At 63.3% G+C, this 17,203-nt stretch carries 17 protein-coding genes; 12 read left to right on the forward strand and 5 right to left on the reverse strand.

Annotated elements, in window-relative coordinates:
* Nucleotides 1–134 precede the first annotated feature (134 nt).
* From AC1MBU_RS11395 to AC1MBU_RS11430, 8 genes are all read left to right on the forward strand, one after another.
* Nucleotides 135–1,376, forward strand: a complete 1,242-nt coding sequence (locus tag AC1MBU_RS11395; protein WP_479787220.1) for a glycosyltransferase family protein — start codon at nt 135–137, stop codon at nt 1,374–1,376.
* On the forward strand, nt 1,363–2,682 hold the full coding sequence (locus AC1MBU_RS11400; protein WP_479787221.1) for a glycosyltransferase family 4 protein: 1,320 nt from the start codon (nt 1,363–1,365) through the stop codon (nt 2,680–2,682). The genes AC1MBU_RS11395 and AC1MBU_RS11400 overlap by 14 nt, the downstream gene beginning before the upstream one ends.
* Nucleotides 2,679–3,806: a glycosyltransferase family 4 protein gene (locus AC1MBU_RS11405; protein ID WP_479787222.1), complete on the forward strand. Its 1,128-nt coding sequence runs from the start codon at nt 2,679–2,681 to the stop codon at nt 3,804–3,806. The genes AC1MBU_RS11400 and AC1MBU_RS11405 overlap by 4 nt, the downstream gene beginning before the upstream one ends.
* Nucleotides 3,803–5,635, forward strand: coding sequence for an ABC transporter ATP-binding protein (locus AC1MBU_RS11410; RefSeq protein ID WP_346028182.1), 1,833 nt, complete (start codon nt 3,803–3,805; stop codon nt 5,633–5,635). The genes AC1MBU_RS11405 and AC1MBU_RS11410 overlap by 4 nt, the downstream gene beginning before the upstream one ends.
* The gene (locus tag AC1MBU_RS11415; protein WP_277359084.1) at nt 5,632–6,828 is read left to right on the forward strand and encodes a phosphotransferase; all 1,197 of its coding nucleotides are present in this window, start codon (nt 5,632–5,634) and stop codon (nt 6,826–6,828) included. The genes AC1MBU_RS11410 and AC1MBU_RS11415 overlap by 4 nt, the downstream gene beginning before the upstream one ends.
* Nucleotides 6,828–7,952, forward strand: a complete 1,125-nt coding sequence (locus AC1MBU_RS11420; protein WP_346028414.1) for a phosphotransferase — start codon at nt 6,828–6,830, stop codon at nt 7,950–7,952. Before AC1MBU_RS11415 ends, AC1MBU_RS11420 begins: the two co-directional genes overlap by 1 nt.
* A 120-nt stretch (nt 7,953–8,072) precedes the next feature.
* The gene (locus tag AC1MBU_RS11425; protein ID WP_277359083.1) at nt 8,073–8,354 is read left to right on the forward strand and encodes a hypothetical protein; all 282 of its coding nucleotides are present in this window, start codon (nt 8,073–8,075) and stop codon (nt 8,352–8,354) included.
* Between the two features lie 138 nt (nt 8,355–8,492).
* Nucleotides 8,493–8,801: a FitA-like ribbon-helix-helix domain-containing protein gene (locus AC1MBU_RS11430; protein WP_479787223.1), complete on the forward strand. Its 309-nt coding sequence runs from the start codon at nt 8,493–8,495 to the stop codon at nt 8,799–8,801.
* On the opposite strand, the gene AC1MBU_RS11435 is transcribed toward AC1MBU_RS11430, so the two are convergent.
* Nucleotides 8,798–10,144 carry a UDP-glucose dehydrogenase family protein gene (locus tag AC1MBU_RS11435; protein ID WP_471671788.1) on the reverse strand — a complete coding sequence of 449 codons (1,347 nt, stop codon included), beginning with the start codon at nt 10,142–10,144 and terminating at the stop codon, nt 8,798–8,800. The two genes, AC1MBU_RS11430 and AC1MBU_RS11435, sit on opposite strands and share 4 nt — an antisense overlap.
* Nucleotides 10,145–10,306: 162 nt before the next feature.
* Nucleotides 10,307–10,873, reverse strand: coding sequence for a 16S rRNA (guanine(966)-N(2))-methyltransferase RsmD (rsmD, locus tag AC1MBU_RS11440; protein WP_479787224.1), 567 nt, complete (start codon nt 10,871–10,873; stop codon nt 10,307–10,309).
* Nucleotides 10,874–11,014: 141 nt separating this feature from the next.
* On the opposite strand from rsmD, the gene AC1MBU_RS11445 reads away from it, so the two are divergent.
* Nucleotides 11,015–11,995, forward strand: coding sequence for a hypothetical protein (locus AC1MBU_RS11445; protein WP_479787225.1), 981 nt, complete (start codon nt 11,015–11,017; stop codon nt 11,993–11,995).
* Nucleotides 11,996–12,003: 8 nt separating this feature from the next.
* Nucleotides 12,004–12,696: a class F sortase gene (locus tag AC1MBU_RS11450; protein WP_479787226.1), complete on the forward strand. Its 693-nt coding sequence runs from the start codon at nt 12,004–12,006 to the stop codon at nt 12,694–12,696.
* Here AC1MBU_RS11450 and AC1MBU_RS11455 read toward each other — a convergent pair.
* Nucleotides 12,693–13,052, reverse strand: a complete 360-nt coding sequence (locus tag AC1MBU_RS11455) for a hypothetical protein (RefSeq protein ID WP_346028175.1) — start codon at nt 13,050–13,052, stop codon at nt 12,693–12,695. The genes AC1MBU_RS11450 and AC1MBU_RS11455 overlap by 4 nt on opposite strands.
* 18 nt (nt 13,053–13,070) lie before the next feature.
* The gene (locus AC1MBU_RS11460; protein ID WP_346028174.1) at nt 13,071–13,937 is read right to left on the reverse strand and encodes a YsnF/AvaK domain-containing protein; all 867 of its coding nucleotides are present in this window, start codon (nt 13,935–13,937) and stop codon (nt 13,071–13,073) included.
* 270 nt (nt 13,938–14,207) lie between these two features.
* Here AC1MBU_RS11460 and AC1MBU_RS11465 point away from each other — a divergent pair, with 270 nt between their 5' ends.
* Nucleotides 14,208–14,468 (forward strand): hypothetical protein, encoded by a 261-nt coding sequence (locus AC1MBU_RS11465; protein WP_346028173.1) that lies wholly within the window; start codon nt 14,208–14,210, stop codon nt 14,466–14,468.
* Nucleotides 14,469–14,580: 112 nt separating this feature from the next.
* A complete protein-coding gene (locus tag AC1MBU_RS11470; RefSeq protein WP_056548248.1) occupies nt 14,581–14,961 on the forward strand; it encodes a GNAT family N-acetyltransferase in 381 nt (126 codons plus the stop codon).
* A 14-nt stretch (nt 14,962–14,975) separates the two neighbouring features.
* Here the strand turns inward: AC1MBU_RS11470 and AC1MBU_RS11475 are convergent, their stop codons facing one another.
* On the reverse strand, nt 14,976–17,189 hold the full coding sequence (locus AC1MBU_RS11475; RefSeq protein ID WP_479787227.1) for an ATP-dependent DNA helicase RecG: 2,214 nt from the start codon (nt 17,187–17,189) through the stop codon (nt 14,976–14,978).
* Between the last annotated feature and the right edge of the window lie 14 nt (nt 17,190–17,203).

Here is a 17,203-nt window from a genome sequence, read left to right on the forward strand (position 1 = left end):
CCCACTAACTTCCGCTCCACACACCACTTCATATGAGAGCTCTCTCATGAATAGCTCACCGACGTCTCATAGCCGGCTGGCTAAATGGGAAACCTGCGGTTCCAGTTGGCTGCGGGGAAAGTTGGATGCAAGCCATGACGGTGAAGGACAGCAGGTCCACGACGGCCGGAGCGCAGAAACGCGGGACGCTTCGCGTGGTCCTGTACTCGCACGATTCCCAGGGGTTGGGACATACCCGCCGCAACCTCGCGCTGGCGCATGCTCTCACCGGCAGCTTCAGGCGGGCAGGCCGGACGGTGAGCGGAGTGCTGGTCACGGGAGTCGCCGCAGCCACCCGCTTCGAAATCCCCGAGGGGTGGGACTGGGTGGTGGTGCCGGGTATCGCGAAGGGCACGGGAGGCTATGAAGCCCGGCACCTGAGTGTTCAGCAGAAGGACATCATCAAACTTCGGTCATCCCTGATCGCTGCAGTGTTCCACGACTTCCGTCCTCACCTTGTGGTTGTAGACCGGCACCCGTTTGGAGTGGAGCATGAACTGGCGAACGGGCTGGAGCAGCTGCGGCGCGAGCATCCGTCGTGCCGGGTAGTGCTCGGCTTGCGCGAAGTTCTCGACCAACCCTCGGCTGCACGTCGTGAATGGACCGCACTGGATCTGGACCGTGTGGACCGGACGTTCGATGAGTTTTGGGTGTACGGGGATCCGTTAGTCCACGATCCGGTGCGCTCCGGCGAAATTCCAGGCAGCCTCGCCCACCTCGTGCGGCACACCGGATACCTTTCCCTCGGCCGTCCGGTCCGGCGTCGTACCGGCGCCACCGGGGTCCCCTTCGTCGTCACGATGGCCGGCGGCGGATCCGACGGTCTTGACGTAACCCTGACCGCCGCCCGCGCCAGGCTCCCGGAGGGGCTCGAGCACCTCATTGTCACCGGTCCCCAGATGCCGAAAGGCGACCGTGCACAGGTTGAGGCGGCGGCCGGCCCCGGCACGCATGTCGTCGGATCCGTGCGGGACGCCCTTGCAGAGATACAGTCGGCGGCGGCTGTCGTCGCCATGGGCGGGTACAACACCGTGTGCGAAATCATGAGCACCACCACCCCTGCCCTGATTGTGCCGCGGGTCCACCCGCGCCGGGAGCAGCTGATTCGCGCACGCGGCCTGGCTCGGCACCGGTTGCTCGATTTCTGCCACCCCGACGAGTTCACCCCGGACACACTTTCCACCTGGTGGGCGCAAGTGGGCGGGCAGGAGGTTGCCCGCGATGGAGTCAACCTCGATGGACTCGCAACAACCTACGAGTATGCATCCGAGCTCCTGGCCCAGCCGGACAACAGCTCCCAACGACGCACGGATTGGACCCGTCATGCAGCTGTCTAACGAGGGGCGCGTCGGTTACGTCCTGAAAATCTACCCACGCTTTTCGGAAACTTTCATTGTCACGGAAATCCTCGCCCGTGAAGCAGCCGGCGAGGACCTCGAGATCTTCTCGCTTCGCCCGCCCGTTGACCCCCGCTTCCACCCCGAGCTGGCCCGTGTCCAGGCACCCGTTACCTACGTGGCCCGCCCGCAGAAATTGTCCGAGGGCTGGCCCATCATTGCCGCCGCCCACAACGTGATCCCCAACTTCGCCCAGCGCTTCGCCGCTCTCCTGCCCGATCTCGCTGAATGCGAGGCATCTGAGGTGCACCAGGGCGTCGAACTGGCAACCCGGGTAACTGAGCGGGGAATTACCCATCTCCACGCCCATTTCGGATCGATCGCAGCACGCACCGCCCGCATTGCCTCCGCGCTCACGGGCGTTCCGTTCTCCTTCACTGCCCATGCCAAGGACATCTACCACGAGCAGGTTGACCAGGCTGAACTCATCCGCCTCATACAGGCGGCGCACCACACGGTCACCGTGAGCAACTTCAACTACCGGTACCTCTCAACCCTTGCGCAGGCCGCATCGGGCCGGCTCCACCGCGTCTACAACGGGCTGGAGCTCAGCCGCTTCCCTTTCAGGGAACCCGCTCCCATCCACACGCCCTTCCGGATCGCCGCAGTTGGACGGCTCGTGGAAAAGAAAGGCTTCTCGCTCCTGATTGACGCTGTTTCGGCGCTCGTGCGCTCCGGCGTCCAGGTAGACGTGCGCATAGCAGGAGGTGGGGAGTTGGCTGATAGCCTGGCCGACCGCGTCAGGCTCCTCGGCTTGAGCGATCAAATACACCTCCTCGGCCCCCGCACGCAGAGCGAAGTCATCGAACTCCTGAGGTGGGCCGATGTATTCGCCGCTCCCTGCATCATCGGTGCAGACGGCAACGCCGACGGACTGCCGACGGTGCTGCTTGAGGCAATGGCGATGGGTGTGGTCTGCATCGGGTCGGACGTCACCGGGATTCCGGAGGTCCTCGGCGGAATGGACGGCGCCGCCACCGGTCTGCTTGTCCGCGCCGGTAACGTCGAGGACCTGATTCTGGCGCTGCGGACGGCGGCGTCCGACTCGTTCGACCGGACGGCAACTGCTCTGGCTGCCCGGTCATTGATTGAACGCTGCTTTGATTCCCGCTCACAGTCCGCACAACTGCAGCGTTTGTGCGGGACGGCAGCGGCGGAGGCGGAGACTCCTGTCCGCGCAGAGCACCCGTCGTCCGTATCGTCGTCGTCCTTCACTTCCCCCGAACTCGAGGCGGTGGTCCGATGAAGCGCATCGCTTATGTGTGCATCGACCCGGGTGTGCCGGTGTTCGGCGCCAAGGGTGCGTCCGTCCACGTTCAGGAAATTGTCCGGGCCTGGCGGAACCGCGGCGCGGAGGTGACGGTGTACTGCACGCGGCCCGGCAGCGACGTCCCGGCTGATCTGGCGGACCTCGCCGTCGTCGTCGTACCGGTGACCGGGAAAGGGGCGGCTCGTGAGAACTCACAGGCTGCCGCTGCCGCTGAACTCGCCCAGCGGATTCTGGACGACGGCGCGGATGCCGTCTACGAGCGCTACTCGCTGTTCAGCGACACGCTTGCGCGCGTTACGGGTCAACTGCGGGTTCCTGGCTTCCTCGAGGTCAACGCGCCGCTGATCGAGGAACAGCGGACCCACCGGAGCCTGATTGATGAAACCGCGGCGTACGCGGCTTTGCGGGAACAGGTCGGCGCCGCGACCCGAACTGTTTGTGTCTCCGATCCGGTGGCCGACTGGGTCCGGAATCGCGTTGACCCGGAGCACCATGAGCGGATCCGCACAGTTGCCAACGGCGTCAACGTCCACCGCATCCGCCCCTCGTCTGAAGCGCCCGGCATGCCGGTCGTTGCATTCGTCGGAACCCTGAAGCCCTGGCACGGGGTGGAAACGCTGATAGAAGCGCAGGCTGCGGGATCGCGCGAGTGGACGCTCCGCATAGTCGGGGACGGCCCACAGGGGGCGGAGTTGCGCGGCCTGGCCGAGAGTGTGGGGGCCGACGTTGAGTTCACCGGCGCAATCGCACCGGAGCACGTTCCGGAGGCCCTCGCCGGATGTTCGATCGCGGCTGCCCCGTACCCACGCGCGAGCCACGGCGACCAGTACTTCTCCCCGCTGAAAATCTACGAATACTGTGCCGCCGGGTTGCCCGTTGTCGCCTCCCGGGTGGGGCAGGTGCCCTACATCATTGACGACGGCGTCACCGGACTTCTGGTCGAACCGTCCGATCCGTCCGCGCTGGCTGAAGCCATTGATGGGCTGGCCTCGGCTCCGCTTGCCCGGGCGGCGATGTCCTCCGCCGCACGGGCAGCGGCGACTGATCGTCACAGCTGGGACACCGTCCTGAACCGCATCACCGAGGAGGTGCCGGCATGACTAAGGCGGTCGTCATACCCGAGAAATCAGCCCTTCGTCGTACGCTGCAGATCCTCAGGCCGCATTTGTCTGGTCAGGGACTGCTCATGGCCGGCGGTGTCCTGGTGCTGCTGTGTGAGGTCGCGTTCCGGGTCCTCGAACCGTGGCCGGTGAAATTTGTGGTGGACGCGGTCACCCGGAGCCTGGGCGCTGATTTTGCAGGCACCGGACCGGAGGCGACTCCCCTGCTGCTCCTGGCCTGCGGCGCCGCCCTCGTCTTTTTCACCGGTATGCGCGCGGTCTGCAACTTCTTCGCTACACTCGCTTTCGCTCTGGTCGGATCGCGGGTTGCTACCAAACTGCGAGCTAAGGTGTTCGATCACGTCCAGTCCCTCTCCGCGCGGTTCCACTCGGTCAATCGCACCGGCGACACGGTCCAGCGATTGGTCGGCGACGTCGGCAGGCTCCAGGAGGTCGCCGTCACGGCCGGTATGCCGCTATTGGCCAACTGCATCACCCTGGTTGCGATGGCCGGAGTAATGTTCTGGCTCGATCCGCTGCTGGCACTGGTGGTCATCGCCGCATGCGCGGGATTCCTGCTCCTTTCACGAATCAGCACGGACAAGATCACTGTGGCTGCACGGCTTACCCGCAAGGGTGAAGGTTCCCTCGCGAACACCGCCCAGGAGAGCCTGGGCGCCATCCGGGTTGTACAGACGTACGGCCTGGAACGGGCGCTGTCCGACCGGTTCGGCAGCAGCAACCAGAAAACTCTCAAGGACGGCGTGAGGTCCCGCCGCCTCGCAGCCGCCCTGGAGCGAAGGACGGATGTGATTGTGGGCGTCGCGACCGCCGTCGTCCTTGCCGGGGGCGGGTGGCGGGTGGTTCAGGGAGCCATGACGCCGGGTGACCTGGTGCTCTTCCTGATGTATTTGAAGACTGCCATGAAGCCGTTACGGGACCTCGCGAAGTACACCGGCCGGATCGCGCGCGCCACGGCGTCCGGCGAGCGCGTGGCCGAACTGCTCGACGAGGCGGTGGACATCACCGACTCCCCTACGGCCCTTCCGCTGGGCAAGGTGTGGGGCGAGCTCGAGTTCCGCCACGTCTCGGCATCCTATGAGGGGCGGGTGGTCCTGTCCGATCTCACCCTATGCCTGCAGGAGGGCCGCACCACGGCCATCGTGGGACCGTCCGGATCCGGTAAGTCCACACTGCTGTCCCTCCTGGTGCGCACTATGGATCCGGAGCGCGGTTCAGTGCGCCTCGACGGCGTGAACCTCACCGACATCACACTCGCTTCCCTCCGATCGAACGTCAGCCTCGTCCTGCAGGAGGCGGTCCTGTTTACCGGCAGTATCCGCGAGAACATCCGTTTCGGGCGCCTGTCAGCGACGGACGGCGAGGTTGAGCGGGCAGCGCACCTGGCGCAGGCCCATGGTTTCATCACCAGCTTTCCCAAGGGTTACGACACGACTGTCGGCGAGCGCGGCGGGACTCTCTCCGGGGGGCAGCGGCAACGTATCGCGATTGCCCGCGCCATCCTGCGCGATGCACCGGTGGTGCTCCTCGATGAAGTGACGACAGGGCTGGACCATGACGCGCGGACCGAGGTTCTCGGCGCCCTCACGACGCTCAGCGCGGGACGAACCACCGTAGCGGTGACCCATGAGGCTTCCGTGGCGTTGCAGAGCGACCGCGTGCTCTGGCTTCAGGACGGGCGGGTGCTGCTGGACGGATCACCGGAGGAGCTGCTGCGTTACCCGCTGTTTGCACGCTGGGTCGAGGAGCAACGCGCTTCCGCACAGAACCGTACGACCGCAACGGTGCCGGCTGGGAGCGTGCCATGAGCAGCCTGCGCACTCCGCTTGACTCCCACCTCCGATCACTCGAGTTGCTCTTCGATCCGGACGCGCTGAGCTCCCTGTTCAAACGTCCGGTACGTGCCGCTCACCTGCGTTGGAAGCGCGGCAGGTCGGCGGTCGCGCGTCTCCACGATGACGACGGCGGCGTCCGCTGGCTGGCGATGTACAGCACCGATTCGTCGGTGAAGCTGGAGAAAACCTTCCGGCGCGCGCTCACCCAGGATGTGGCGTGGGAGCGCTTCGCACTTGATGACGGAATATTGGCAAGCGGGCCGATCGCGCTGGATCCGCGCTTGTACCCGGTGCTTCGTGGGTTCAGGCGGGCTGGCCTGGAGGTGCCGTCGCCGGGCCTCGGAGTGCTCAAGTACAACCCGTTCCGGCGCCTGGTGTTCAGCGTGGATGCCGCTGGCACCCCGCGTCTCATAGGAAGGGCGAGTGCGGGCGGACACTCTATTACCCACGGAATGCTCTCTGAACTGGCGGATGGCGGGGTGCCCGTCGTCCTTCCTCTCGACTCGGCACTGTTGCCGCCGGGCCTACCTACCTCCAAGCATCTTGAGTACCTGCCGTGGTACGGCTCCGGAGACCTCAGCACCGTCCCGCTTCAGGTTGCGGAACTGCCTGCCCGGTCCGCGGGTAAAGCGCTGGCCCTACTGCACGATCAAGCACCGATCCACAAGACGCACGCGTGGCGGGCACCTGCAGGACGGCTTCGTTCACTCATCCGTGAGAATGCCGAGCTGATACCGGAAAACGGGGGTCGCCTGGAGCGAGTGTCCGCGGAGCTGGAGGCTCTGCTGCGCCAGCCGGGCAGGGCTGCGGTAATCCACGGAGATTTCTCGGCCGACCAGGTGCTCGTGGACGGCAGGCAGGTACGGTTGATCGACTTCGAGTGGAGCACTTACGGTGCCGCAGCGTCCGACCTGGGTAGCTTCGCCGCCGCCGAGGCGCTGGAATCCCCCATGGCCGACGGCCGCAACGTCCTCGGGCTGCCGCGAACGGCTGCCCTGCTCAATGGGTACGGCACCGGGCGTGCCACCGTACATGACTCCGAGACAGTGGCGTGGACCGCCTTTCACCTGCTGAACCGGCTTCGCGAACCATTCCGCGCCTGTGCACCGGATTGGCGGCAGCAGGTCGACCGCCGTCTCACGATGATTGAAGAGGTTTTGTGGTGATGCACATACCGGTTGAGTTGCCGAACGACGGCGGTCCGCCGGTTCGTATCCACCGCGTCTGGCCCCGCAGTGACGGGAGTCTGGTCATCGAAGGCCGGGAACCGCGAACTGGTCGGATCCGTGCCGGCCGCATCGATGCCGAGGGCTGCGCGTCCCTGGTGCCGTTTCGCGACGATCGCGCACTGCCCGGGTTGGATGCCGATCCTTCAGGAGAACTGCTGGTGCACCGTTTGAAGCGACGCGCCGTCGTGCGTGCCGACGGGCGGTACACGAAGTTTCTTGCGGGTGGGAAGGCCGCCGCTGTCAGAGACGCACATCTGGCGGCTGCTGCCGGGCTGGCTGGATCCGGAGTTGTTGCGCCCGATGTGGTAGCTGCCAGTGAGCACAGCATCACGTTATCTGCCGTACCCGGAGTGAGCCTGCACGATCTGGGTAGAGGTCTGGACGCCGGCACTTGGTCGGCTTCCGGTGTCGGCTCCGACCATGGCTCCAGGCCGCTGGACGCGTGGAGCCGTGCCTGGGCACTCTGGGCAGAACGATGGCCCGCTTTCGTCGGCACGTCTATCAGCAACGAACCTTCCATGGCCGCACGGATTCATTCAGCGCAGGATGAAGTTCGTACCCTCGAACGGTGGGTTGGACTGGCAGTCGAGTTCGATGCTCTCGGTGTATCGGAGGACCGACTTCGCCGCGTATCGGCGTCGGTCGGCACGTCCCTGCTCAATAGTTCCTCGCCCGCCGGACTTGCGCACCGTGACCTGCACGACAAACAGGTTCTAGTAGACCCGGGGACCCGGTCGGTGGGAATCATTGACTGCGACACACTTGCCCTCGCTGAGCCCGCGCTCGACCTGGCTAACCTGGCGATTCACCTGAATTTCCGGGAGGCCCAGGGACTGTTGCCTGCTGGCACCGCGACCGTTGGCGGTCACTATATCCACGAAGTGGCCGAGGTCCTGGCGGTACCTTTCCCGCGATTTGAGGCCTATGCTGCAGCGACAGCTCTTCGGCTGGCCTGCGTTTATGCGTTCAGGCCGCCCTACCGGGACATGGCATCTACGTGGTTCAGTGAGCTTGAGGAGCGTCTTGGCAAACGCAGTTTCCTCTCAGGAATGCCTGCCTGACCCCTCTTCCGAGGTAACGACCGACGTATTGATTAACGCCGGGTAACGGACCTGTCCCGATTAGCTAACGACACGACGACACGACACGGAATGCTCAGCTAGCTGTTCAATACTGGACTCATGGGAACGCAGCAACTCGAGGAGACAGTCAAGACAAAGGCAAGCGGGATTCTGCGTTGGGATTGTGCACCTGCAGTGATAGTGCTGATCGCAGTGGCAGCTTTCTGGATCGGCGGGTCGTTGGAGTGGTTCGAGATGCTCAGCGTCCCGGAGAACGCCGTGGGCAGCGTTGTGTGGCTCTACCTCATGCTTGCCGCGGTCGCAGGATCGATCGTCCTGGGAGGCGGCGCCGTTGTCGATCTGGCGCGGCGGATCAATCGCGGCTCGGAACGGAACCAGTAGCAGCACCGCTCCTCCACACAGCCACCGTAAAGCTGCCCTTTCCGCACATACGGGGGGACCGCCTTGTTCCAGAAGGGTGCATGTACTGCACTCAATGCATGCAACGCATGCACATGCACCCTTCTGGAAGGAACACCTATGCCGAGCATCAGTATCCGCAACGTCGATCAACACACGCTCGATGAGCTGAAACGGATAGCGGCGGCGAATGGACGCTCGCTGCAGGCCGAGCTCAGAGCACTACTCGATCAGTTCGCGGCCTTGCCCTGGGAATCGCTGCTCGCGGACTATCAGCTGTCAATGATGCCGCTACCTCGCTGGTACACCGATCTGGCAGATGTGCGGATCGAGTTGCCGAGGTTTACGCGGCCATTCGCAGATCGCCGAACACGCTCTTCCGGGAAACACGGCACCGCGCTATGCACGGGACGCTGGAAGGTGTCCTAACGCACTGCAGCGGTGGGCGCGGGTACGGCGGCGGCTTTTGGACGTCCGAGCGCCCGATAGGTCCAGCCCGCGTCGCGCCAGGCCACCGGGTCCAGGCAGTTTCGTCCGTCCACGATCGCTGGACGAGCCACCAGTGCACGGAGATCCATTGGATTCAGCGCGCAGTACTGCTCCCATTCAGTCAGCACCAGCACAGCATCGGCATTCTGGACTGACTCTTCAACCGAGGTGGCGTAGGCGAGGTCAGGGAAGCGTCGCGACGCGTTCGGCACGGCTTGAGGATCGGTAGCTGTGACCGCCGCTCCCTGAAGCTGCAACTGGGCGGCGACGCTGAGCGCCGGCGAATCACGGACGTCATCGGAGTTGGGCTTGAAAGCCAGACCGAGAACGGCTATCCGTTGCCCGAGCAGTGACCCGCCGCAGACCTCCCGCGCCAGATCCACCATGCGGGAGCGCCGCCGCATATTGATAGAGTCGACTTCGCGCAGGAAGGTCAGGGCCTGATCGGCGCCGAGCTCACCCGCTCGCGCCATAAAAGCGCGGATGTCCTTCGGGAGGCACCCACCACCGAACCCGAGACCTGCGTTGAGGAACTTCCGGCCGATCCGTGCGTCGTGGCCAATGGCGTCCGCGAGCATGGAGACATCAGCTCCGGTGGCCTCGCAGACTTCCGCCATTGCGTTGATGAAAGAGATCTTCGTGGCCAGGAAGGCGTTTGCGGATACCTTTACCAGCTCAGCTGTCTCATAGTCCATCACCAATCGCGGGGTCCCTCCAGCGAGCGCCTGAGCGTACACCTCATCCAGGATCAGCTGAGCACCACTGGCTGCATCATCCAGCCCGTACACCAGGCGGTCCGGTTCCAGCGTGTCCTTGACGGCGAAGCCCTCGCGCAGAAATTCCGGGTTCCAGGCCAGCGTCACTGAAGGGCATGCCTCGGAGATACGTACGGAAAGGTCGCGGGCAGTACCAACGGGAACGGTGGATTTCCCCACCACAACGTCGCCTGCATTCACATGGGGCAACAGTGCGTCGACGCCCGCATAGACATGGCTGAGGTCTGCTCCGTTCTCTGTTCGCTTCTGTGGTGTGCCGACCGCGATGAAATGCACAGCGGAGCCGGCCGCATCGGCGATGTCGGTTGAGAAACGCAACCGGCCAGTTTCAAGCGCCTCAGCGAGTAATTCCGGAAGCCCTGGCTCAAAAAAGGGAGCGTCCCCGGCACTCAGGGCCGCAACTTTCGCACCATCGACGTCGATGCCCACCACCTCGTGCCCCAGCTTCGCCATGCACGCCGCATGCACCGCTCCGAGATACCCGCATCCGATGACCGATAACCGCATGATGAACGCCCCTAGCTTTCGTATTTCTGGGTCCCGTTTCCGTGTCCTGCAAACACCGTACGGATGCTGCATGGGGCGCAGATGAACCAGAGATGAGAGTTAGATGAGATCAGGTAGTCAGATCAGCGCCCCGGCTACCGGGCGGACTGAACGGCGGAAGCGTTAGACCGGTTCCAGGTACCAGAGCCGGGTCTCGCCATACTTCTTGTCGGCGAAGCGCTCAATCCCGTCGGGCCAATTTGGCTCCCCTGAGCGCGAGGAACGTTCGAGCACGACGACGGCCCCTTCGGCCAGGTGCGGAACAAGAGTGGACAGGATGGTCACCAGTGGCGCGTCCTCGAGCGGATAGGGCGGGTCCATGAGCACCACATCCCATAGTGCGTCTTCCGGGACCCGATTAAGATAGGTCTCAACCTTCGATCGGTGCACGCGAACGCAAGTCCAACCAAGGACCTGGTTCATCGCGTCGGCGTTTGCACGGCAGGCGGCAGCAGCCCGGTCCGCGGATTCGACAAGGTCCACGGCTGCAGCTCCCCGGCTCGCCGCTTCCACCCCCAGCGACCCCGATCCAGCGAAGAGATCCAGCACATGCGCGCCGGCCAGAACGTTGTAGGCATCCAAGCGGGAGAACAAGGCTTCCTTGACCCGGTCAGTGGTGGGTCGCGTCGCCTGGCCCGGGACGCTGGTCAGCGTAGTGCCACCTGCGGCCCCGGCGATGATTCGACTCATGAAAAAACACTCTAAACCACTAGCAGAAACAGTTTCCGCGTGGTCCAATAAGTGCAGCCGAAAAGCAGCCGCGTTAGCGAAGTGCGAGCGGCGCGCGCCGCTCAAGGGGGACTTGGGGGCTTTTCACGAAAGACAACACATATGAATACTCGTTCCTGCCTGCTCACCGTCGGTGTCTCAGCACTTCTCGCGACAGGCTCGGTGCTTACGGCTGCGCCCGCATCTGCTGCTCCCGGATCGGCTGAATGTCTCACGGCTCAGAGCGCACTTGGCGCACAGCTCGGCGTTGCATCGGTCGATATTGCTTTGGCAAATCAACTGCGCGCCGCCATAGCTACATTCGAATCGCTCGGCGCACAGCTCGAGCCTCTGTACGTAGAGGCCGACCTTGCAGTGGCCGATGAGCTTGCTGCCCTTGACGCCGCGGACGCCGCCGTCTTCGAGGCGTCGGAGATATTCAACGCTGCCGCGGCGCTCCTGGCCGCTACGCAGTCGGCCGAAGCTACCGCGCTCGCGGATCGGGACGCCGCACAAGCGGTGGTGGATGGATTGCCGGACGGCGATCCTGCGCTGGAAGCTGCTGAAGCAGAGCTGGAGCAGGCACAGGCGCGGTTAGACATTGCGGCTGCGGCCACCGTGCAGGCCACAACAGATGAAGCTGCAGCCCAAGCAGCGTTGGACGCCGCCTTCATGGAGTACGACGAGGCTGACCAGGCTTACGTGTTGGCTTTTGACGCTGCTTACGGCACTCCTGAGATCCTTGCTCTTGAGGCGCAGGTCGAGACCGCAGCAGCATCTTTCGATGACGCCCTCGTTCGCCTCAGTCTGACTGAGGGCTCAGATCCTCAGCAACTGATCGCCCTCGCCGACGCCGTCGTTGCCGCGTGCTCCGCTCCCGCCGTTGCACACACGCCGGTCGCGCAGACGCCTAGTGCCCATACGCCGGTCGCCCGGCCAGCCGCTCCGCAGCAGCGCGGCCTGAACATTCAGACCGCAGCGGACGACGCCGGAGCCACAGATCCCGCGAACCTCACCCTCCTGGCCGGGCTGGCAGGATTCGGTGCGGTAACAGCGGCCGGTGCCGTCGTCGTCGTTCGTCGTCGAAGCGCGGGCCGGGCCTAACCCACTCGATGACAGCTACACAGCGTGACGCTGCTGCCCCCGCTCCCCGGCCGCGAATGCGGCTATGGGTTGCGGGGGCAGCAGTGTTGGGCGCGCTCGTTTCCACCACAGCGCTCAGCGGGGCATTTGCACCACAGGCAGCGCCGGAGGAGCCGGCGCGCCCCGCAACCATGGCTGCCAGTGCCACGCACACCCCCACCCCGGAAGCCAGCCCCAGTCCCAGTCCCACTGCTCAGGCAGCCGCTCCGAAACCTCGTGCCGCCGCTCCGGAGCGGCTGATCGTGGAATCCGCCGGCATCGATGTAGCAGTTTTACCTCTCACTCCCACCTCGGCAGACGAGGCGTCACAATCCCTCGTCCCACCGTTCACCATGGACGGCTACTGGCTTACCTCATTCGGCATGCCCGGGCGCGGATCGAACGACACCACGTACATCACCGGACACAGCTGGGAGGATCGTGAGGCTCCGTTCAACCGCATAAGCACCGATGTGGAGGTGGGGCACGAAATAGTGCTGCACACCGGCTCCGGTGTGCAGCACTACGTAGTCGATTCGATTGTCACTCATGACAAGGACACCCTCAAGGACAGCAATATCTGGGATATCACGCCGAACAGGCTTGTTCTCATCAGCTGTTACACCGAAGATCCCTGGGGCAAGAACGTTGTAGTGACCGCAAGTCCGACGGATTCACCCTAGAGCGAGCCGAACCGGCGCCGCCCTGCATCCTGGTGGAGCAGGTAAGGCTCCGGGTCACTTGATGCTGCGGGCGAACTTGCCAGCCAGCACGCAAAGCCGGCGGGATTCCGCGATTCCATTTCCTCAAGGTACAGCCGCCGCTTCCGCGCGAGCTCTTCCAGTTCCGCCGCTGTCTTGGCGCTGATGACAGCCAGGAAGCTGATTCGCCATGCCCGGCACAGCTGTGCGGAGTTGAGGTGCCTCACCCGCTCGTTGATGTCAGCGCGCTCCACATGTGGCTGGACGCCCGGAAGCGTAGCTTCCGAGCGTCCAGCACCTACCCACCGGAACACGCGGCGAAACCAGCGTTCGTTCATTGCCGGACGCCGCCCCGGTCAGAGCCCGCGACGGGAATCGTCGCCGTCTGTCTCGATCTCTTCCTTACGCACTTCCTCACTCACGGTCTGCTCGTCCGTGACAACTTCCTTGTCGAGGCGCACCCGCTCCACCGGCACAGCTTCCTTCTCCACGACGGGTCGTTCCTCGTGAAGGGTCACCTCGTGCTCCTCTTCGCTGATGGCGGGTCCATCATGAGCGTCGCCGCGGTTGGCGTCGGTGATCGGCTCACGCTCGACCCGCACTTCCTCCCGCTGGACCGGCACGGTCTTGGTGACGTTCTCCGTCACTACGTATTTGCGGAGGCGGGCACGCCCGGTCTCCTGCTCCTCCGTGCCGACATGCAGCCGTTCCTCGGACCGGGTCATGGCATCATCCGTGGTGGGCCCGGAAGTGTCATGTCCAACTGTTCGGTCACCGCGGTCCGCGTCGTAGCGGTCCCTCTCGCCGGCGCTTGCGATGCCGGGATTGGAGTCACGGAAATCGTCCGACCCGGTGGTGGTGCCCGAGTACGTACCGTGTTCGGCGGCGTCGTAACCTCCACCTGGCCTGTTCAGGGAGTAGTGGCGGTAGAGTTCCTCTTCCTCCGCCTCGCTCAAATTCTGGTCCGGGTCAACCTTAGGTGCGTCCTTGACCTGGTCCTTGGTGTAGGCAATACGCACATCATCGCCGTCCATGGAAGCGCCCTGCAGCGGCGCGAACGATTCAGACGTACCGAAGAGTCCCGTCTTCACCGTGACCCAGCTGGGCTCTCCTGTGTGGTCATCCACGTACACCTGGCCCGCGGATCCAACCTTGTTGCCGTCCTGGTCCACAACGTTCCCGTTGCCATCAAGAATGCGGTCGATATGTTCCTGCGTGATCATTTTATCTCCTCGAGATTGATTGCAGAGGGCTTGTCCGAAGTATCCGGTTGCACAAGGGTAGGCACATCAGTCGCTTAATTGGAAGCATGCTTATTACTTTTATTGAAAGTCGGCTTACGAAATCGGGTTGAAACCCTGGCCTGACAGGCATCCGGGCAGAGATACAGTGTGTGAACCGGTCTCGGGGTTGCCACAAAATAGCAGCCGATTAGACTGGCAACAGGTTCAGCAGCGAGCCACAGTAAGACCTACTTGTGGGAGTGCCACCTCATGGACGCTCAGTCGCGCTCATTCATTGAGCCACCTCTACTATCTATCCGCGAACCCGGGGATAACGCTCCCGCCTGGACCGAAACCGACGACGATTTCCCCGTCGATCTCTCTTCAGTTCCGGAACGCCGGCTTGCCGAGTTGTGCGACGCCCTCTTCCTTGAGTTGGATTCCGAGATGCCCGATCTCCGAGCCCTGGAGCGCTACCAGGCCGCCTGTGACGAACTCGCCTTCCGTCAAAGCATCTCGGGCATCGCCTGAACGCGCCATTGCCTGAACCTGCGGGCTGCTTTGTCAGCCTACTGATTGTCGCTATAGTTGTTTGTACGGTTCAGCAGCGAGCCTCACCAGCCTCTCGACTGTGGGAGTTCACATGGACCTGCGTTATCCCGACCGCTCAACAAGCCTGCGGACGGCAGTCCGCGACAATATGAAGCTGAGCCGGTTCGAGCTGTACGTTGACGGAGACAACGTCGGCTACCTTCAATACGAGAACCGGCAGGGCCAGATCTGGCTGCTGCACACGACTATCGAGCAGCGTTTCAAGCGCGCACGCCTGGATACCTACTTCGTAGGAAACGTGCTCGAAAACCTGCACCGGCGGCGGTTGGCGGTCATGCCGTTCTGTCCTACCGTCCGTGGATACCTGGGAGGTCACCCCGAGTGGGCCTCCCTGATACCGGCCTCCGAGCGCTCCCGCTTCCGCCTCACTCCTGCTTCCAGATCGCGAAAGACGGCGTCCCGCGCTTCCTGATCCAGTGGTTCCGCTTATCCCCGTTCGAGGAAGGCTTCTTTCTCGGCGTTCAGATAGAGATCCAGCGCTTCTTCGAGCTCAGGGTGCTCCGCAAGTGTTGGGTCAGCATCGATCAGTTCCTGTGCGTCCTGACGGGCTTTTTCGATCACCTTGGCATGCTGAATCACTTTGAGGAAGCGCAGTGCCGACCTGCCTCCCGACTGTGATGCGCCCAGGATGTCTCCTTCGCGGCGGAGCTCCAGGTCCTTTTGGGACAGTTCGAAGCCGTCGGACGTTGAAGCGACAGCGTCCAGCCGTTCCCGGCTGGGGTGTGCCGGTTCGAGTTGCGTGACAAGCAGGCAGGTACCCGGGTGCCCACCGCGACCGATCCTTCCCCGCAGCTGATGGAGTTGTGAGATACCGAAGCGGTCCGCATCCATGATCACCATGAGAGTGGCATTGGGAACGTCAACTCCGACCTCAATCACGGTAGTGGAGATCAGGAGACTGATGACGCCGTCATTGAATCCAGCCATAGTGGCGGATTTCTCTGCCGGATCAAGGCGCCCGTGCAGCAGGCCCATCTTCACTCCGGCAAGGGCGGGCACATCCTGCAGGGACTCAAACAGTTCCACAACGGACGTCAGTTCCTGCTTGTTCGGAGGCGCACCTTCGTAGAGTTCCATTGCATCAGCACTGTCAGGTTCCGTTTGCGAGTTGCCGATCTTTGGGCACACGACGTAAACCTGCCGGCCGGCGTCAATCTCCTCCCGCGTCCGAGCCCACGCGCGATCCACCCAGTTGGGATTCTCGAAAAGCCCTACGACGTGAGTCGCAATGGGGGCACGGCCGGCGGGAAGTTCCGTCAGGGTGGATACATCCAGGTCACTGAAAACAGTCATCGCAACAGTCCTGGGAATGGGGGTAGCCGTCATGACAAGCATGTGCGGCGCAGCGGCGGCCTTCGCCCGGAGTGCGTCCCTCTGCTCCACGCCGAAACGGTGCTGCTCATCGACAACAATCAACCCGAGATCGAAGAACTGAACGTTTTCCGACAACAGGGCGTGTGTGCCGATGACAATGCCGGCGTCACCCGATGCGGCTGCAAGCAGCGCCTCACGCCTTTGCGCCGTTGACATGGACCCCGTCAGGAGCACAACCCGTGTCCCGTCCACCGCCCCGCCGAGCATTCCTCCCTCAGCCAGCGGGCCGAGGGTACGAGTAATGGATTGATGGTGCTGCGCCGCAAGCACTTCAGTAGGTGCCAGAAGGGCCGCCTGCCCCCCTGCGTCAATGACCTGCAGCATCGCCCGCAAGGCAACAAGCGTTTTTCCCGACCCAACCTCGCCCTGAAGCAGCCGATTCATTGGATGGGCACCGGCAAGGTCCTTTGCAAGCTCCTCCCCCACCTGCTGTTGGCCCGAGGTCAACGTGAACGGCAGCGAAGCATCAAATTGATCGCGCAACCCACCTTGGATCAGCGGGCGTGACGTTGCCTCCTCTGCGAGGACTTCAGCCCGTCGCCGTGCCAAGGCAGTCTGCAGGACCAACGCTTCCTGGTAACGGAAACGGTGTTGGGCACGGTAGGCATCCTCCACCTCGGCAGGTCGGTGGATCAACTCATAGGCCTGGGTGATGTTCATCAGCCGGTCACGGCGGGCGATGTGCGCGGGAACCGGGTCATTCAGCTGTGAATGAACGAGGGTGTCAAGTACCTTCTCGATGGACTTCTTGATCTGATCACTGCTGATGTGCTCAGACGCCGGATACACGGGGATAGGCACGAGATGCTTGTCCATGCCGGCGTCGTCTTCATCGAGTAGCGAGAACCGTGGATTGGTGAGGGTCAACTGTCCCCGGTAACTGCCCGTTTTTCCGGAGAAGACGGCGCGAGTTCCAACGGTGAGCTGTCGTTCAGCAACATGAGCGTTGAAGAAGGTGACATGCATGGTCCCGAGACTCCCGGCGTCGTCGTCGGTGATAACAACATCCAGCAGTTTGCCCTTGCGCGTCCGCATCCATCGCGAGTTTGCCGATTGCACCCGGGCGACCAGGGTGACGTCTTCATCGAGCGGGACGCCGGACAACCCCGTCAGCTCCCCAGGCGGAAGGTAAGTACGGGGAAAGTGGTTCAGAAGCGCTCCGACGGAGTGAATCTCAAGGCTCTCCCCAAAAACCTTAACCACTTTGGTGCCAAGCAATTTGGGGTCCAATGGTGCGGAAAGCTCGGGCGGGCGCCTGTTCTTCATATACCTTCCTGAAA

Source organism: Arthrobacter sp. PTI12 (assembly GCF_056679915.1).

Excerpts from the sequence above, each read along its gene's own strand:
- AC1MBU_RS11395 (WP_479787220.1), top strand. The coding sequence starts at position 135 with ATGACGGTGAAGGACAGCAGGTCCACGACGGCCGGAGCGCAGAAACGC.
- AC1MBU_RS11400 (WP_479787221.1), top strand. The coding sequence starts at position 1,363 with ATGCAGCTGTCTAACGAGGGGCGCGTCGGTTACGTCCTGAAAATCTAC.
- AC1MBU_RS11405 (WP_479787222.1), top strand. The coding sequence starts at position 2,679 with ATGAAGCGCATCGCTTATGTGTGCATCGACCCGGGTGTGCCGGTGTTC.
- AC1MBU_RS11410 (WP_346028182.1), top strand. The coding sequence starts at position 3,803 with ATGACTAAGGCGGTCGTCATACCCGAGAAATCAGCCCTTCGTCGTACG.
- AC1MBU_RS11415 (WP_277359084.1), top strand. The coding sequence starts at position 5,632 with ATGAGCAGCCTGCGCACTCCGCTTGACTCCCACCTCCGATCACTCGAG.
- AC1MBU_RS11420 (WP_346028414.1), top strand. The coding sequence starts at position 6,828 with ATGCACATACCGGTTGAGTTGCCGAACGACGGCGGTCCGCCGGTTCGT.
- AC1MBU_RS11425 (WP_277359083.1), top strand. The coding sequence starts at position 8,073 with ATGGGAACGCAGCAACTCGAGGAGACAGTCAAGACAAAGGCAAGCGGG.
- AC1MBU_RS11430 (WP_479787223.1), top strand. The coding sequence starts at position 8,493 with ATGCCGAGCATCAGTATCCGCAACGTCGATCAACACACGCTCGATGAG.
- AC1MBU_RS11435 (WP_471671788.1), bottom strand. The coding sequence starts at position 10,144 with ATGCGGTTATCGGTCATCGGATGCGGGTATCTCGGAGCGGTGCATGCG.
- rsmD (WP_479787224.1), bottom strand. The coding sequence starts at position 10,873 with ATGAGTCGAATCATCGCCGGGGCCGCAGGTGGCACTACGCTGACCAGC.
- AC1MBU_RS11445 (WP_479787225.1), top strand. The coding sequence starts at position 11,015 with ATGAATACTCGTTCCTGCCTGCTCACCGTCGGTGTCTCAGCACTTCTC.
- AC1MBU_RS11450 (WP_479787226.1), top strand. The coding sequence starts at position 12,004 with ATGACAGCTACACAGCGTGACGCTGCTGCCCCCGCTCCCCGGCCGCGA.
- AC1MBU_RS11455 (WP_346028175.1), bottom strand. The coding sequence starts at position 13,052 with ATGAACGAACGCTGGTTTCGCCGCGTGTTCCGGTGGGTAGGTGCTGGA.
- AC1MBU_RS11460 (WP_346028174.1), bottom strand. The coding sequence starts at position 13,937 with ATGATCACGCAGGAACATATCGACCGCATTCTTGATGGCAACGGGAAC.
- AC1MBU_RS11465 (WP_346028173.1), top strand. The coding sequence starts at position 14,208 with ATGGACGCTCAGTCGCGCTCATTCATTGAGCCACCTCTACTATCTATC.
- AC1MBU_RS11470 (WP_056548248.1), top strand. The coding sequence starts at position 14,581 with ATGGACCTGCGTTATCCCGACCGCTCAACAAGCCTGCGGACGGCAGTC.
- AC1MBU_RS11475 (WP_479787227.1), bottom strand. The coding sequence starts at position 17,189 with ATGAAGAACAGGCGCCCGCCCGAGCTTTCCGCACCATTGGACCCCAAA.